At 71.0% G+C, this 15299-nt stretch carries 12 protein-coding genes; 5 read left to right on the forward strand and 7 right to left on the reverse strand.

Features of this window, described 5'->3' with window-relative positions; all coding sequences use genetic code 11:
- The first annotated feature begins 62 nt into the window (after positions 1-62).
- On the forward strand, positions 63-1079 hold the full coding sequence (gene sbnB / locus KOI47_RS19375; protein ID WP_216205363.1) for a 2,3-diaminopropionate biosynthesis protein SbnB: 1017 nt from the start codon (positions 63-65) through the stop codon (positions 1077-1079).
- 23 nt (positions 1080-1102) lie between these two features.
- On the opposite strand, the gene KOI47_RS19380 is transcribed toward sbnB, so the two are convergent.
- The 3 genes from KOI47_RS19380 to KOI47_RS19390 all read right to left on the reverse strand — a co-directional run bounded on the left by KOI47_RS19380 (position 1103) and on the right by KOI47_RS19390 (position 4613).
- A complete protein-coding gene (locus KOI47_RS19380; protein WP_216205366.1) occupies positions 1103-2926 on the reverse strand; it encodes a choline/carnitine O-acyltransferase in 1824 nt (607 codons plus the stop codon).
- A 32-nt stretch (positions 2927-2958) separates the two neighbouring features.
- On the reverse strand, positions 2959-3855 hold the full coding sequence (locus tag KOI47_RS19385; RefSeq protein ID WP_232376111.1) for a HalD/BesD family halogenase: 897 nt from the start codon (positions 3853-3855) through the stop codon (positions 2959-2961).
- Positions 3856-4064: 209 nt separating this feature from the next.
- Complete coding sequence (locus tag KOI47_RS19390; protein WP_232376112.1) at positions 4065-4613, reverse strand: MarR family winged helix-turn-helix transcriptional regulator; 549 nt, start codon at positions 4611-4613, stop codon at positions 4065-4067.
- 171 nt (positions 4614-4784) lie between these two features.
- Between KOI47_RS19390 and KOI47_RS19395 the strand changes: the two genes are divergently transcribed.
- On the forward strand, positions 4785-6572 hold the full coding sequence (locus KOI47_RS19395) for a chloride channel protein (RefSeq protein WP_232376113.1): 1788 nt from the start codon (positions 4785-4787) through the stop codon (positions 6570-6572).
- The gene (locus tag KOI47_RS19400) at positions 6569-7165 is read left to right on the forward strand and encodes a DUF5134 domain-containing protein (protein ID WP_216205373.1); all 597 of its coding nucleotides are present in this window, start codon (positions 6569-6571) and stop codon (positions 7163-7165) included. The genes KOI47_RS19395 and KOI47_RS19400 overlap by 4 nt, the downstream gene beginning before the upstream one ends.
- A 10-nt stretch (positions 7166-7175) precedes the next feature.
- Here the strand turns inward: KOI47_RS19400 and KOI47_RS19405 are convergent, their stop codons facing one another.
- The gene (locus KOI47_RS19405; protein WP_216205377.1) at positions 7176-8354 is read right to left on the reverse strand and encodes a trans-sulfuration enzyme family protein; all 1179 of its coding nucleotides are present in this window, start codon (positions 8352-8354) and stop codon (positions 7176-7178) included.
- Positions 8355-8415: 61 nt separating this feature from the next.
- Here KOI47_RS19405 and KOI47_RS19410 point away from each other — a divergent pair, with 61 nt between their 5' ends.
- On the forward strand, positions 8416-9885 hold the full coding sequence (locus tag KOI47_RS19410) for an aminotransferase-like domain-containing protein (protein WP_216205380.1): 1470 nt from the start codon (positions 8416-8418) through the stop codon (positions 9883-9885).
- Here KOI47_RS19410 and KOI47_RS35735 read toward each other — a convergent pair.
- Positions 9853-11127: a S1 family peptidase gene (locus tag KOI47_RS35735; RefSeq protein WP_269756642.1), complete on the reverse strand. Its 1275-nt coding sequence runs from the start codon at positions 11125-11127 to the stop codon at positions 9853-9855. The two genes, KOI47_RS19410 and KOI47_RS35735, sit on opposite strands and share 33 nt — an antisense overlap.
- Before the next feature lie 194 nt (positions 11128-11321).
- Here KOI47_RS35735 and htpG point away from each other — a divergent pair, with 194 nt between their 5' ends.
- Complete coding sequence (gene htpG / locus KOI47_RS19420; RefSeq protein WP_216205387.1) at positions 11322-13229, forward strand: molecular chaperone HtpG; 1908 nt, start codon at positions 11322-11324, stop codon at positions 13227-13229.
- On the opposite strand, the gene KOI47_RS19425 is transcribed toward htpG, so the two are convergent.
- Both KOI47_RS19425 and KOI47_RS19430 read right to left on the reverse strand, forming a co-directional pair.
- Positions 13189-14019 carry a PIG-L deacetylase family protein gene (locus tag KOI47_RS19425; RefSeq protein WP_216205390.1) on the reverse strand — a complete coding sequence of 277 codons (831 nt, stop codon included), beginning with the start codon at positions 14017-14019 and terminating at the stop codon, positions 13189-13191. The two genes, htpG and KOI47_RS19425, sit on opposite strands and share 41 nt — an antisense overlap.
- Before the next feature lie 174 nt (positions 14020-14193).
- Positions 14194-15111, reverse strand: coding sequence for a nitroreductase/quinone reductase family protein (locus tag KOI47_RS19430; RefSeq protein ID WP_216205395.1), 918 nt, complete (start codon positions 15109-15111; stop codon positions 14194-14196).
- Positions 15112-15299: the final 188 nt, after the last annotated feature.

Consider the following 15299-nt stretch of genomic DNA (forward strand, 5'->3'; position numbering starts at 1 on the left):
CGACCGGGGCCGGATCGCTACGATCGGGACGATCATTCCTGTCGCTGGGGGAAGGGGACCCGATGTCCGGTATCGCACCACCACCGCTGCACGTCCTGACGGCCGCCGAGGTGTCGGGGGTGGTGGAGAACGACCGGCAGGGCGCGCTGGACGCGGTGCGCGCGGCGTACCTGGCGCATCACCGCGGCGACACGGTGAACCCGCACTCCAGCTTCCTGCGCTTCCCGCGGCGGGAACGGGACCGGATCATCGCGCTGCCCGCCTATCTCGGGGACGAGCGGGAGGTCGCCGGGATCAAATGGATCGCCAGCTGGCCTGGCAACACCGCGCAGGGCATCCCGCGGGCCTCGGCGATGCTGATCCTCAACGACATGGCCACCGGCTACCCGTACGCGATGCTGGAGTCCTCGATCGTGTCCGCCACCCGCACCGCGGCCTCGGCCGTACTGGCCGCCGAGGAACTGCTCGGCGCGCGCAAGGCGGACCGGGTGGGCTTCGTCGGTACCGGCCTGATCGCCGAGCACGTGCGCCGGTTCCTGCGTGACCTGGACTGGAACATCGGCGGCTACCGGCTGTTCGATCTCGACCCCGCGGCGGCCGCCCGGTTCGGCGAGACCATCCGCGCGGACGGCGGCAGCGAGGTGCGCGTTGCCGAGGACCCTGCCGGGGCCTTCGCCGACGCCGACCTGGTGGTGATCGCGACAGTGGCTGGCGAACCGCATCTGTTCGATCCCGGCCTGCTGGCACGGGCACCGGTGGTGCTGCACCTCTCGTTGCGCGACCTCTCCCCCGAGCTGATCCTCGGCGCCACCAACATCACCGACGATGTGGACCACGCGGTAAGGGAACGAACCTCGCTGCACCTTGCCGAGCAGCACACCGGAAGCCGGGAGTTCGTGCACGGCACCATCGGTGGGGTGCTGGAGGGCACGGTGCGCCCCGAGCCCGGCCGGGCCACGGTGTTCACCCCGTTCGGACTGGGTGTGCTGGATCTCGCCGTCGGCAGGTGGGTGTACGACCGGCTCACCGCGCAGGGCGGTGGCCGGCCGATTCCCGGTTTCTTCGACCTCCCGGAGTGAACCCGGAGTGAGCGCGGCGGACGCTACGCCTGCTCCGCGGCGAGCAGCTCGCGCAACTCCCCGACCGCGCGGGTCAGCTCACGAGCGAAGGTGAACATCTGCTCCGCCACCGGGCGTGGGGTGCTCAGGTAGAGGTTCCACCGCTGCGGCAGCAGCACGTACGCGACCCCGATGCAGGTACTGCTGGTGGACCCGAAGCCGAAGTACTGGATGTGCACCGATGGAGCCGAGCTGGTGCTCAGGTAGTCGTTGCGCATGATGGTCCAGCCGGGACTGTCGTACAGCTCCAGCGGCGCGGTGGCGCCAAGCCGCTCGCCCTCCCGCCGCTGGATCAGCTGCAGCTCCCACAGGTGCTGCTCGGGGGCGTCCCCCTGCTGGCACTCCTTGGCGCGGGAAACGTGCTTGTCGGCGGCCGCACGGAAGGCTGCCACCCGGGTGGCCGGGTCGGTGCCGGGATCGTCCATCGCGGCCACGAACCGCAGGATCTCCGGGGTGACCACGCGCATGGCCTCGGTGCGCCCGTTCTGGTACTGCCGGGTGGCGATCGACTCGTAGGTGGCCCCGGTGAATCCCTTGGCGCGCCGGTGCGCCAGCTGGTAGGCCAGCTGCGCGAAGGCGTCCGGCGAGCACCGCAGCCGCTTGATCTCCTCCGCACCGAAGTCGAAGGACACCGTGGTGGTGGCCGTGTCGGCGGCGTAGGCAGCGAACGCGGCCGCCGCGTCCCGCACCTCCGCCCGCTGCCGCTCGTCCAGCACGAACTCCACCGGCTCCACCGTGGGCACCCCCTGCGGCCGGGCACCGGACCGTGCCTCGTGCTCGGCCACCGGCGTGCTCAGCAGGGTGTCCACGAAGCTCAGGATCGTGGTGCCGTCCAGGCCGCAGTGCTCCACGTTGATCCCCGCGGTGCCGTCCGCGAACACGATCAGCGAGACCGCCTTGTCGAACCACCGGTTCCCGCTGTCCCCGTGCAGCAGCTGGTCGCAGGCCTGCTCGGGATTCGCCGGGGCGAAGTCCTCGAGGCACAGGCAGAACAACGCGCTCTCCACGGTCTCCAGTGCCGCGGCGTTGCCGGGGTTCCCGGCCAGCAGCGCCTGCCTGTCTGCCGCCCACTCCGCCCTGGCCTTGGTGGTCAGCGCACCGACCGCGGCATCGTCGCCGGCGCGGGTCGCGCCGGACTCGAGCACCGAACGCAGACTCGCCTCGATGTCGTCGGCCGGGAACGGGTGCCCGTCCTGGCCCAGGACGTCCATCCGGAAGATATTGCCCCGGAAGAACACGACGATGTGCCGGGCAGGCGAAGGACCGGGGTGCTGCGCGCTGTACGGCGCCCGCACGGTGTCCTGCTCCGCGCCGGGGATTCGGGTGGTGGAGAACAGGAACTTGTGCTGCTCCATGGAATGCGCGGCACCACGCTGCACCACCGCGGGGATGGCTTCCTCGTCGAGCAGCTTCTTGTAGCCGACCGCGGCCGCGACCAGCCCGGCCGCCCGCTCGAGCTGCCCCTGCGGTGACTCCTGGAACAGGAAGAAGAAGTTCGCGTTCAACGCGATGCGGTCCCGCCTGCCGAGGTAGCGGGCCGGCCAGAAGCGGTCCAGCCAGCTGCGCACCCCCTCGGCGGCGTTGTAGCGCTCCAGCTCGGCGTGCAGGGTGCGGGCCGGGCTGTCCGGCTGGAGAAACGCCGTGACCGCGGCCTCGGTCCGGGCTCGTTCCTCCTCGGTCAGCAGGGGTTCGCACCATTCGAGGAACCGGGCACAGCTGTCCTCGATGGTGGGCAGCGGCACGCGGGGCAGGCGGTCCTCGTTACCGAAGGTGCGGGTGGACCATTCCGGGTTGTCGTTCACGGGCATCCTCTGCTGTCGGGCGGGAATTGCAATGGTTCCTAGTCAAGCAACTGGTCGCCGCGGACGGCGCGGCGCTCGGCGGCGAGATGTTCCGGCAGGACCCGGCCGAACAGCTGCCGGGTCCGCGCCACGCTGCCAACCACGCCCGGCCGCTCGCTGTAGGCGAGGATCGCCGAGTGCCGAGCGGTCTCTCCGCGCACCGGGGTGACCCGGTGCAACGAGTACCGCCCCTTGAACAGCTGCAGGTCACCGGGGCGCAGGGTGAGTCGGCGCACCGCCTGCTCGCCGTGGCCGTCCAGTACCGCGCGCACCCCGGCGAAGTTCTCCTCCCTGGCGGAGCGGATATTCGGGCAGTACTCGAAAACGCCGCCCTGCTCGGGCTCCTGGGTCAGCAGGCTGACGGTGAACTCGTTGGTGTCGAAATGCCAGGGATGGGACAGGCCCGGGGTGATCACGTTCAGGCACAGTTTCGAAAGGGGGTCGGCGAGCTCGTGAATCTGCGGGAGCTCGAAGCAGGCGGCGATGAACCGCTGGAACTCCACGCTGCGGTAGAGCCGTTGAATCAGAAAGTGCCGCGGGATGTGGTCCTGCGCCACGAATGCGTTCCCACGTTCCATTGTGGTGCGACCGGGGTGGTCGGCTGGCAGCTGCGTGTCGGTCGCGATGTTGTAGGCGTTGACCACCTCCATCTCGTCGTGCGCGAGCGGTGCGATCCCGGCGCATTCCCGCCGGAGCTCGTCCTGCAGTTCGGGCCGGATGAAGTCGGGGAGCACACTGCAGCCCACGTCCCGCAGCTCACGATGGACCGTGGCGACGACCTCCGTCCACGCCGGGCCGCCAGGGTGCCCGAGCGGGTAGCGATCCGTGTCCACCACCCGCTCGACCCGCTCGTCCTCGGCGATGTCCGATGGGGACGACGATCCGTGTACTGTCAAGCCCTTCACCTCCGCTGCTCGAACTACCCGTGCAACTCCCGGTACTCCTCGTGATTCCAGAGCGGTTTAGCACAGCGGGTGGCGGTGTTTCACGCCCTGAACTCGTTTGTGAGGTGGGACACCGGCATGAAGGCGGAATTCGTGAGCGGCGCCATGTTGTGCCGCTCACGGCGTATCGGGTAGTTCGCCAGAACAGCCTGAGAACAACCTCAGAACAGCGGGGCGCCGGCGGGCCCTGGCGCTGGCGGCTCGTCACCGGCCTCGGCAAACGCAGTCAGTGCCCGGACCAGATCGTGCCGGGTATCCGGGGGCATCCGGCTCACGATCCTGGTGATCTCGGCCCGCCTGCGCGCGGTCACCTCGGCCACCACCTCCGCACCGGCGCGGCTCAGCGTCACCATCAGCTCGCGCCGGGAGGCCGGGTTGGTCTCCCGGCTGACGAACCCGGCCGAGACCAGCCGGTCGACCATGCGGGTCGCGGTCGAGGGATTCACCGCGAGCTGGTCGGCGAGCGCGGTCAGCTTGAGCGGGCCGCGGCCTTCCAGCACCACCAGCAACCGGAACTGCGGCAGGGTGATCACCTCGGCCACCGCGGCGATCGAGCGGGCCGACACGGCGACCAGCAGGCGGGACGCGGTCAGCACGGCGTCCGCCATCGCGTCGACGTCATCGGGCGCCACCGCACCGGCGCGCCCGGTCTCGGTGCTCGTCTGGGAACGCGCGCCACGACCGGCTCGGCGAGGCTCGGATTCCGGCACGCCCGTCACCTCCGTAGTGAATTCGCCCCGCCTCGCCGCTCGTGGACCTCGCTGACCGCACATCCCTCCGGCCCTCGGCCCGGATCCGAGCGGCTCCCGGACATGGCTCCAGTTGTACCGTACGTCACCCCAGCCTATCTGTGCACAGAGCAAGTGTTGCATACTGCAAATGTGGCTGTCGCAGGACGAAGTGTTCCGGTTCCGGCGCATCAGCCGCTCGGCCGCTGGCTCCGGGAGAGCCCGGCGGGCCTGGTCGCCCTGGCGCTGCTGATCGGCGCGGGCGCGGGTCTCGGCGCGATCGCCTTCCGCTGGCTGATCGACGGCGGTACCCGGTTGTTCTCCGGGCACGCCGACTACTCGATCGCCGGCGGCGAGGCCCATCCCTGGCTGCCCGCGCTCGGTCCCTGGTTCCTGCTGCTGGTTCCGGTGCTGGCCGGGCTGATCTACGGGCCGCTGGTGTACCGGTTCGCGCCGGAGGCACGCGGGCACGGGGTGCCGGAGGTGATGTACGCGGTCGCCGAGCGCGGCGGCCGGATCCCGGTGCAGGTCAGCGGGGTGAAGGCGCTCGCGTCCGCGCTGTGCATCGGGGCGGGCGGCTCGGTCGGCCGCGAGGGCCCGATCGTGCAGATCGGCTCCGCGCTGGGCTCCGGCCTCGGCAGGCTCGCCCGGCTGCCGGAGTCCCGCCTGCGTGTGCTGGTGGCCTGCGGGGCCGCGGGCGGGATCGCGGCCACCTTCAACGCCCCGCTGGCCGGCCCGTTCTTCGCGATGGAACTGCTGCTGCGGGACTTCGCGATGGAGTCCTTCGGCGCGGTCGTGCTCGCCAGCGTGACCGCGAGCGTGGTGGGGCGGGCCGCCTTCGGGGACGTCGCGTTCCTCGACCTGCCCGCATTCAGCCTGCGCAGCCCGGTGGAGTACCTGCTGTTCATCGGGCTCGGGATCGTGATCGGCGCCTGCGGGACCCTGTTCACCCGGGTGCTGTACTGGGTCGAGGACGCCTGCGACTGGGCCTGGCGCGGGCCGGAGTGGCTGCGGCCCGCGGCGGGTGGGCTGCTGCTGGGCGGGCTGCTGCTCCTGCTGCCGCAGATGTACGGGGTCGGCTACCCGGTGCTGCAGCACGCGGTGTCCGGCGACTACCTGTTCGGTTTCCTGCTCCTGCTGCTGGCCGGCAAGATCCTGGCGACCGCGCTGACCATCGGGATCGGCGGATCCGGTGGAGTGTTCGCGCCCTCACTGTTCATCGGCGCGATGGGCGGCACGGCCTTCGGGATCGTGGTGAACGCCCTGCTGCCGGGGATGACCGCGGGAGCAGGGGTGTACGGGCTGGTCGGCATGGGCGCGGCCTTCGCGGGCGCGGCCGGTGCGCCGATCACCGCGGTGATCGTGCTGTTCGAGCTCACCGGCGAGTACTCCATCATCCTGCCGCTGATGACCGCCATCGTGATCGCCACCCTCACCGGGCGGGCCCTGTCCAGGGACACCATCTACACACTCAAGCTGCGCCGCCGCGGGATCGACCTGGACCGCCGCCCGGCCTCCGGCGGGCTCGCGGGCGGCACGGTCGCCGCGGCGATGGAGGCGCTGCCTGCACCGCTGCCGGGCCACACCGGCCTGGCCGAGGCGGCGCATGCGCTCGGCGTCTCCCAGCGGGGTATCCTCCCCGTGGTCGGCGCGGACGGCGGTTACCACGGATGTGTGACGGCCAGGGCGGTCACCGAGGCACTGGCCGGTGACCCCGCCGCGCGGGGCACGGTGGACGACCTCGCCGAGCTGCCGCCGTTGCTCACCCGTGAGTCCAGCCTGACCGAGGCGCTGGCCGCGCTGGCCGACGCGCAGGGCACCGGGCTGCCGGTGCTGTCGGCGCCGTCGGGAGACCGCAGGATGGTCGGCTGGGTGACCCACCAGTCGATCCTGAACGCCCTGCACCCGGCGCGGGAGCAGAAAGGAACACCCGAACCATGATGAGCTCGCCGCTGCTGCCGGAATGGCTGCGGATCGCGCTGGCCGCCGTGCTGTGCGGGGTCGCGGTGCTGCATATCGGGCACGTGCTGGCCATGCGCGGGCAGCGCCGGTGGTGGCACGCGAGCCACACCGTGATGGCACTCGGGATGGTGGCGATGTACCTGCTGCCCCGGATGGGCAACGAGGGGCTGTACCAGGCGGGGCTCGCACTGTTCGCGCTGGTCACAGTGGCCCTGGTGGCCGGAGCCGTGCTCATCCGCCGCGGCGAGGGGGTGCTGAACCCGCTGTGGCTCGCCGCGGCGGTGGACATGCTCGCAATGACCTACATGCTGCTGCCGATGAGCAGCCGGTTCGCGCCGGTGACCTACCTCTTCGTCGGGTACCTCGGTGCCCAGGCCGTGGCCTGGACGGCCGGGCTGTGGAGCAGGGTGCCGGTGCTGCGCCCGGTGCCGGTGGGCACCGCGGACGCACCGGGGGCAGCGACCGCTGGCGGGCAGGGCGCCGTGGCGCTGACCGCGGAGTCCGCGCCGACCGTGCCGCCCAGCCTCGCCGTGATGGCGGCCACCATGGCGTACATGCTGGCCGCCATGTGACCCGTCCCGTTCAGGCCGCCAGCGCCTGCTCCAGGTCCGCCCACAGGTCCCCGGCGTCCTCGATCCCGACCGAGAGGCGGACGGTGCCCGCTCCGATCCCGGCCGCGGCCAGCGCCTCCTGGTCGAGTTGCCGGTGCGAGGTGCTGGCCGGGTGCATCACGGTGGTCTCCACCCCGCCGAGCGATCCGGCCAGCTGGGCCAGCCGGACCTGCTTGCCCAGCGCGTACCCCGCCTCGCGCCCGCCCGCCAGGTCGAAGGAGATGATCGCGCCGTAGTCGGCGAGATGCCGGGTGGCGACCTCGTGGTCGGGATGGTCGGCCCGGCCGGGCCAGCGGACGGACGCCACGGCGGGATGCGCGGCCAGCCGGTCGGCCAGCACGCGGGCGTTCGCGCACTGCTGCCGGATCCGCAACGGCAGGGTCTGCAGCCCGCGGATGGTCAGCCAGGCGGCGAACGGATCGGCGCAGGCTCCCAGCTCCGTCGCGTAGTGCCAGGTCGGCCGGTAGTGCCGTTCCCGCGCCAGCACGATGATCCCGCCGATCACATCGGAATGCCCGCCGAGGTACTTGGTGGCCGAGTGCAGCACGACATCGGCACCGAGCTCGATCGGTCTGCACAGCAAGGGGGTGGCGAAGGTGTTGTCCACCACCGTGGTCAGCCCGGCCTGCCTGCCCGCGGCGAGGAACGCGGGCAGGTCGATCACGTCGGTCATCGGGTTCGCCACGGTCTCCAGGTAGAGCAGGCGGGTGTTCGGGCGCACCGCGGCGGCCACCTCGGCGGGGTCCTTGCCCGGCAGGAAGGTCAGCTCGATCCCGAACCGGGTGGTCAGGTCGCGCATGCTCGCGTAGGTGCCGCCGTACAGGCAGCGCTGCACGATGATGTGGTCCCCCGCGTTCAGCATGGACAGCAGGACCGTGTTGATCGCGCCCATCCCGGAGGCCGTGGCGATCCCGGCCACGCCACCCTCCAGGTCGGCCAGCGCGTTCTCCAGCGCCCGGATGGTCGGGTTGCCGTACCGGCTGTAGACGAACGCGCCGTCCGGCCGCTCCATGGACTCGGCGAGGGCGTCCGGATCGTCGAAGGCGAAGTTGGCGGCCTGGTAGATGGGCACACTGATGGGGCGGGCGTCGACTGGGGGCGGGGACACGTGCACGGCCCTGGTGGCCGGCTGCTGCTCGGTTGCGGTCATGCCTCAAGGCTGCGCCGGGCCGGCGTGGTCGAACAGCACCAATTGCCGCTAAATTGGTCCGATGAGCGAGCCAATACCCTGGCCAGCGGACCGGCTGGTGGCCCAGCTCGGCCGCTGGTCCACCAGCCGGGGGCCGTTGTACCTCCTGCTGGCCGAGCGGCTGCGGGAACTGATCGACTCGGGGCAGCTGCCGCCGCGCGCCGCGCTGCCCCCGGACCGGGTCCTCGCCGAGCAGCTCGCCGTCGGCCGCGGCACCGTGGTCGCCGCCTACGACCTGCTCCGGCAGGAGCACAGGCTGCAGCGGCATCAGGGCCGTGGCACCTGGGTGGCGCCCTCGGTGGTGTCCGGGGCGACTGCGGGCACGATCGGCACGGCGAACCCGATGTTCCTCAACTACCTCGAGCCAGCAGGGGACTCGCTGCCGCTGGGCTGCGCCGCGCCATGTGGGCCGCCGCCGGAGCTGGCCGAGGCCTACCGCGCCGCGCTGACCCGGCTACCAGGACTGGAAGGCGGCGATATCGGCTACTACCCGCTCGGCCACCCGGAGCTGCGTGCGGGACTGGCCCAGCGGTACACCGAACGCGGCCTGCCGACCGCCCCGGAGCAGATCCTGGTCACCGGCGGTGGGCAACAGGCGCTGGCGCTATTGGCCCGGCTGTTGCTCGGGCCGGGCGACCCGGTGCTGGTGCAGGGGCCGACCTATCCCGGCGCGCTGGAGGTGTTCCGGCACTCGGCCGCGGTGATCCACTCGGTCCCGACCGGGGTGGACGGGCCGGACCCGGCCCGATGGGCTGCCGCACTGGACGCCGAGGCACCGCGGCTGGCCTACCTCAACCCGACCAACCACAACCCCACCGGTGGCACGGTGCCCGCACTGACCCGGCGCGGCCTGGTGGCGGCGGCCGGGTCCCGTGACGTGCCGCTGATCGAGGACACCGTCCTCGACGGACTGTCCTTTGCGGACACTGAGCCGCCAGTACTTGCCACGCTCGCCGGCCAGGACCGGGTGCTCACCGTCGGCTCGTTCAGCAAGACCGTCTGGGGTGGGGTGCGCATCGGCTGGATCCGCGCGGCCGGGGCCGATATCGCGCAGCTGGCCAGGATCAAGGCAATCCACGACCTCGGCAACGCGATGCTCGAGCAGCTGGCGATGGTGCAGTTGCTGCCCCGGCTGGACGAGGTGGCCGCGGCGCGGGCCGCGCAGCTGCGGCGGCACCATGATCAGCTGTGCGCCGAGCTGCGCAAGTCCCTGCCACAGTGGCGGTTCCGGCCGGCCACCGGCGGGCAGTGCCTGTGGGTGCGGCTACCCGGCGATGCCTCGGCCTTCGCGCAGGTGGCGCTGCGGCACGGGGTCACCGTGCTGCCGGGCACCGCACTGGACGCCACCGGCGGCAGCACCGACCACCTGCGGATCCCCTTTACCGCACCGGCCGCCGAACTCACCGAGAGCGTGCGCAGGCTCGCCGTGGCCTGGTCGGCCTACCGGCGGACCGCGCAGTCACCGGCCGCCGTACACGCCCTCGTCGTCTGAGTTATCTGAACCAGCTCCAAACCGCCGGTCGGACTGGCCCGTGGTGACCAGGTCCAGGCCGAACGCCTGGAGCGCCTCGTTCACCGGCTGGAAGAACGTGACGCCGCCGCTGGTGCAGTCCCCCGATCCGCCCGATGTCATCCCCTGGGCCTGGGTTCCGCTGATGAAGGAGCCACCGGAGTCGCCCGGCTCCGCGCAGACCGTGGTCCTGGTGAGACCGCGCACGATATCCCCGTTGCCGTAGTTCACCGTCTGGTCGAAGGCTGCCACCTCACCGCAGAAGAAGCCGGTGGTGGAACCCGAGCGGCAGATCGAGGCCCCGACCGGGGCCTGCGCTGAACCGGCCACCTCGATGGCCGTGCCGTCCTGCCGGTTGACCAGCGGGGTCAGCCGCGAACCCGGGTCGGTCACGTCGACCAGCCCGAAGTCGCCCGCGGTGTCGAACACGCTCTCGCTGATCGGACCGATCTCCTGGCCGTCGATGTCCCGTGCGGTACCACCGGCGGTGGTGCAGTGTCCCGCGGTGAGGAAATGCGCGCTGCCATCCGGTCCGGTGGCCGAGAACCCGATCGAGCAGCGCCCTTGGCCGCCGTCCGCGCCGAAGGTGAACGGGTCGCCGCCGACGATATCGGCCAGCGGCCGCGGGGCCATGGGAGCCTGGTGTACCCGCAGCGGCGTGCCCTGCTCCCGCAGCCCGGTCAGCATCCGTTCGGTGGCGGTGTTCCACTGCCGGGAGTCCACCTCGACCACGACGCTGTTGCTGCCGGGCTGCACGTACCAGCCGGTGACCGCGTCCGGAACGGCCGCACCCATCCGGTCGAGCCTGCGCTTGGCCCCGGTCAGCTCGGCCATGCTGTGCTCGACCACCCGTGGCCGCGCCCCGGCCGCGCGGATCCGGTCCGAGCGGGCGGGATCGGTGACCGCGACGACCAGCCGCCCGGCCGAGGAGTCGAACCAGGACCCCGCATAGCTGGGGCCCAGCGTGCCCCGCAACGCGCGCGCGGCCTCGGCCGCGTTCGCCTCGGCCGCCAACCGGGCACGCACCTGGGCCGAGGTCAGTCCCAGGTCCTCCCGCATCGCCGTGCCCAGGTCCGGGGCGCCGGCCGCCGCGGGGATGTCGGGGGGCTCCTCCGGCCCGGCGATGGCCGGAACGGCAATGGCCGCCGCGATGCCGGTGAGCACCGCGGTCACGCCGACCACCGGGACCACTACCTTGTTCTCGGGACGTCGGTGTCGACTCACTGGCTGCCTCCTCGGGCGTCGGGGTCCGCTGCCGGGAAACACGGGCCCGCCAGCGAGCCGGTTCACCCCGAATCCTCGGGGAATCTCCCGGGCCGGGTTTGCCATAATTTCCGGCGGAGCACGCGGCCGCCGGTGGGGAGCCACGGTGCCTGCGGGTTCCGGCCCGACTTCGGTGACGTCCCGAAAGGAATGCAGTGGACACGCAGTTCGAAACACTCGAGTTCCAGGCAGAGGCGCGTCAGCTCCTGCAGTTGATGGTCCATTCGATCTACTCGAACAAGGACATCTTCCTGCGGGAGCTCATCTCGAATGCCTCCGACGCGCTGGACAAGCTGCGGCTGGAGGCATTCCGGGACAAGGACCTCGAGGTCGAGACCGAGGACCTGCACATCGACCTGGAGATCGACGCCGAGCAGCGCACGCTCACCGTGCGGGACAACGGCATCGGGATGTCCCGGGACGAGGTGGTGACCCTGATCGGCACCATCGCCAAGTCCGGTACGGCCGAGTTGCTGCGCAAACTCAAGGAGGCGAAGGACTCCGAGGCTTCGCAGGAGCTGATCGGGCAGTTCGGGGTCGGCTTCTACTCCAGCTTCATGGTGGCCGACACAGTCACCCTGCTCACCAGGAAGGCAGGCGAGAGCCAGGCCACCCGGTGGGAGTCCAGCGGGGAGGGCACCTACACCGTCGAGACGGTGGCGGACGCCCCGCAGGGCACCGCGGTCACCCTGCACCTCAAGCCGGAGGACACCGACGACCAGCTGTTCGACTACACGAACACGCAGAAGGTCATGGGGATCGTCCAGCGGTACTCCGACTTCATCACCTGGCCGATCCGGATGGAGGTGGAGCGGCCGGACGGCGAGGGCGGCACGAAGCGCGAGCTCGAGACCGTGAACTCGATGAAGGCGCTGTGGGCGCGGCCCAAGGACGAGGCCAGCGAGGAGGAGTACAAGGAGTTCTACAAGCACATCAGCCATGACTGGACCGACCCGCTGGAGACCATCCAGCTGCGCGCCGAGGGCACCTTCGAGTACCAGGCCCTGCTGTTCATCCCGGCGCACGCCCCCCTGGACCTGTTCATGCGGGAGCGCAAGCGCGGGGTGCAGCTGTATGTGAAGCGGGTCTTCATCATGGACGACTGCGAGGCGCTGGTCCCCGAGTACCTGCGCTTCGTCAAGGGCGTGGTGGACGCCCAGGACCTTTCGCTGAACGTCTCGCGGGAGATCCTGCAGCAGGACCGGCAGATCCAGCTGATCCGCAGGCGGCTGGTGAAGAAGGTGCTGTCCACGGTGAAGACGATGATGACCGAGGACCCCGACCGTTACCGCACCTTCTGGAAGGAGTTCGGCGCCGCAGTCAAGGAGGGCCTGGTCGGCGATCCGGACAACCAGGAGACGATCCTGGACATCGCCTCCTTCGCCTCCACCCACGACGCCGAGCGGCAGACCACGCTGCGCGAGTACATCGAGCGGATGAAGGAGGGCCAGGAGCACATCTACTACCTGACCGGTGCTTCCCGGTCGGCGATCGAGAACTCGCCGCATATGGAGGCCTTCACCGCCAAGGGCTACGAGGTGCTGATCCTGGCCGACCCGATCGATGAGATGTGGGTCGAGTCGGTGCCGGGGTTCGATGGCAAGCAGTTCCAGTCGATCGCCAAGGGCCAGGTCGACCTGGACGGCGAGGAGGAGAACTCGGAGTCCGAACGGGACCAGCGGCAGCAGGACTTCGCCGACCTGCTCTCCTGGATGTCGGACACGCTGCAGGACACCGTGAAGGAGGTGCGGCTGTCCGCCCGGCTGACCACCTCCCCTGCCTGCATCGTCGGTGACGCGCACGACGTCACCCCCACCCTGGAGAAGATGTACCGGGCGATGGGCCAGGAGATGCCGCAGATCAAGCGCATCCTGGAGGTCAACCCGGAGCACCCGCTGGTGGCCGGGCTGCGCAAGGCCCACGCGGAGCGCGCGGACGACGCCTCGCTGGCCGAGACTGCCGAACTGCTGTACGGCATGGCGCTGCTGGCCGAGGGCGGCGAGCTGAGCGACCCGCCGCGGTTCACCCGCCTGCTGGCGGACCGCCTGGCGAACTCCCTGTGACCTGATCCGCCTCCGGTTGGGCACGCCGGGCGGCGTGCCCAACCGGTTGTTCGGCGAACCACTCCCTGCCGAGCAGCAGGGCGAACAGCGGTACCGGCAACCGGCTCAGCACCCGGAACAGGCGCGCCGACCGCCCGCCGCCGTACACCTGGGACCGGTGCGCGGCCAGCGCGGCCCGCTTGTGCCGGGCGAACCGGCGGACGTCCAGCCGATGGGTGATCTCCGCGCGAGGTGTGCCCGCGTTGCGCGCGGTGTCCGCGTCGTACCTGCGCAGCAGCCGCAGCCTGCGCAGCACGGCGAACCACCGGATGATCGGCTCCCGCGGTACCGTCGCCTCGAGCAGCCGCGGGGTGCCGGCCAGTTCGGCGGCCCGCGCGCCGACCTCGTGCACCCGGATGTGGTCGCGGTGCCCGTAGCCGCCCTGCCGGTCGTAGCTCAGCAGGATGTCGGCGCCCTCCCCGCGCAGCAGGCCGGCCAGCCTGCCCGCGGCCTCATCGGCGTCGGCTCGGGCGAACCGCTGCCGATCCGGCGGGTCCGGGTACAGCACCGGCCCGTGCCCGCTGTCGGCATACCCGAGATGAACCACCCTGGCCACCCCCAGCACCGCCGCGGACGCCTCCAGCTCGTCCAGCCGGGCACGCCCGCGCGCACCGGTGGCCTCCCCCATCACCCCGTCACAGGCCACGACGAGCACCACCCGGTGTCCCTGCGCCGCCAGCAACGCCAGCGTCCCACCGGTGAGCAGCACCTCGTCGTCCGGATGCGCATGAAACGCGAGAACCGTACCCACACCCGCATCCTGCCAGTTCCCGGAACGGCCAGCGCACGGATGTGGACGGCAAACGCATGAATGTGGGCGGCAAACACGCGGATGTGGACGGCAAACACGGCGATCCGTTGTGTTTGCCGTCCACGCGCACGCGTTGGCCGTCCACGCGCACGCGTTGGCCGTTTCCGGACGGCCTCAGCCCAGATCCGGGGCGGGGCCGAGCGCATTGAGCGCGGTGACCACGGTTTTCTCCTCGTAGGCGAAGTGGGCTTCCAGGTCGGTGGCCAGGCGGTCCAGTTCGGCGCGCAGCCGCGAAGAGTCGCTCTCGCCGGGGACGTACTCCTCGGCGAGCCGCCGGATCTCGGCTTGCAACCGGGCCACGGTCCGGTGCTCGGCGGCCAGCTCGGTCAGCGCGGGCGCCAGCGCGGGGAAACGTTGCGCCAGCATGGGGAACGCGCCCTGGTCCTCGCCGGTGTGATGCTGCCCAAGTGCGCCGCAGAACTCCCGGCAGTGGGCACGCAGCTGGTCGGCGAGGTCCGGCGACACCGGCCGCGCCGGGTCCCGCGTCATCTCCTCGGCCTGGCGCCGGAGTGCGGCGAGCTCGGTACGCAGCCATTCGTGCCCCTCCACCAGGAAGTCGCCGAGGCCGTGGACCCGGTCGGCCCCGGCGTCCACCCGATGCAGGGTCACCACCGGGATCACCCTGGTGGTCCGGGCCTGGTAGTCGCCGAACCCGGGTTCGGCCTCGACGACCCTGGCGAACAGCTCATCACGTTCCCCGCCGTGCGGGATGCCGGCCATCGCCTGGTAGGTCTCGGTACCGGTCTCGACGGTGACCAGCGGGTTCTTCCTGATGTTGTGGTACCACGCCGGATTCCTGGGCGCGCCCATCGCGGAGGCGACCACCAGCGGCTGCCCCTCGATCTCCAGGTATCCGAGCGGGACCGTGCGGCGCAGGCCGCTGCGGGCGCCGAGCGTGGTCAGCAGGACGAGGGCGGAACCCTCGAACATCCCGCCGACCTTCCCGCCGTTGTCCCGGAACTCCGTGATCACCTGCCGCTGGAACTCGGCGACGTCGAATTCCGCGCCCGGTGCTGATTGTTCTTCGGTCATGTGGTCCTTTCCAGATCAAGGTACGGATCGGAGGAACGGACGCCACCATGAGCGGACACGCGAAAACCCGTAGGCCGGACATGCAGAGGGAAGACACACCGCACCGAGAAGAGATCAGAAAGCGGTTGCCCTCAACAGAGGCTTGCCAGAACGGGAGACGGAAACGCGCCGTACTCCGGTGGCAAAGA

The sequence above is a fragment of the Amycolatopsis aidingensis genome, assembly GCF_018885265.1.
In the GTDB taxonomy this organism is placed as follows: domain Bacteria; phylum Actinomycetota; class Actinomycetes; order Mycobacteriales; family Pseudonocardiaceae; genus Amycolatopsis; species Amycolatopsis aidingensis.

Bases quoted from the DNA above. Each gene is read 5' to 3' on its own strand.
- KOI47_RS19430 (WP_216205395.1), bottom strand. From the start codon at position 15,111: ATGACCGAAGAACAATCAGCACCGGGCGCGGAATTCGACGTCGCCGAG.
- sbnB (WP_216205363.1), top strand. From the start codon at position 63: ATGTCCGGTATCGCACCACCACCGCTGCACGTCCTGACGGCCGCCGAG.
- KOI47_RS19380 (WP_216205366.1), bottom strand. From the start codon at position 2,926: ATGCCCGTGAACGACAACCCGGAATGGTCCACCCGCACCTTCGGTAAC.
- KOI47_RS19400 (WP_216205373.1), top strand. From the start codon at position 6,569: ATGATGAGCTCGCCGCTGCTGCCGGAATGGCTGCGGATCGCGCTGGCC.
- KOI47_RS19405 (WP_216205377.1), bottom strand. From the start codon at position 8,354: ATGACCGCAACCGAGCAGCAGCCGGCCACCAGGGCCGTGCACGTGTCC.
- KOI47_RS19410 (WP_216205380.1), top strand. From the start codon at position 8,416: ATGAGCGAGCCAATACCCTGGCCAGCGGACCGGCTGGTGGCCCAGCTC.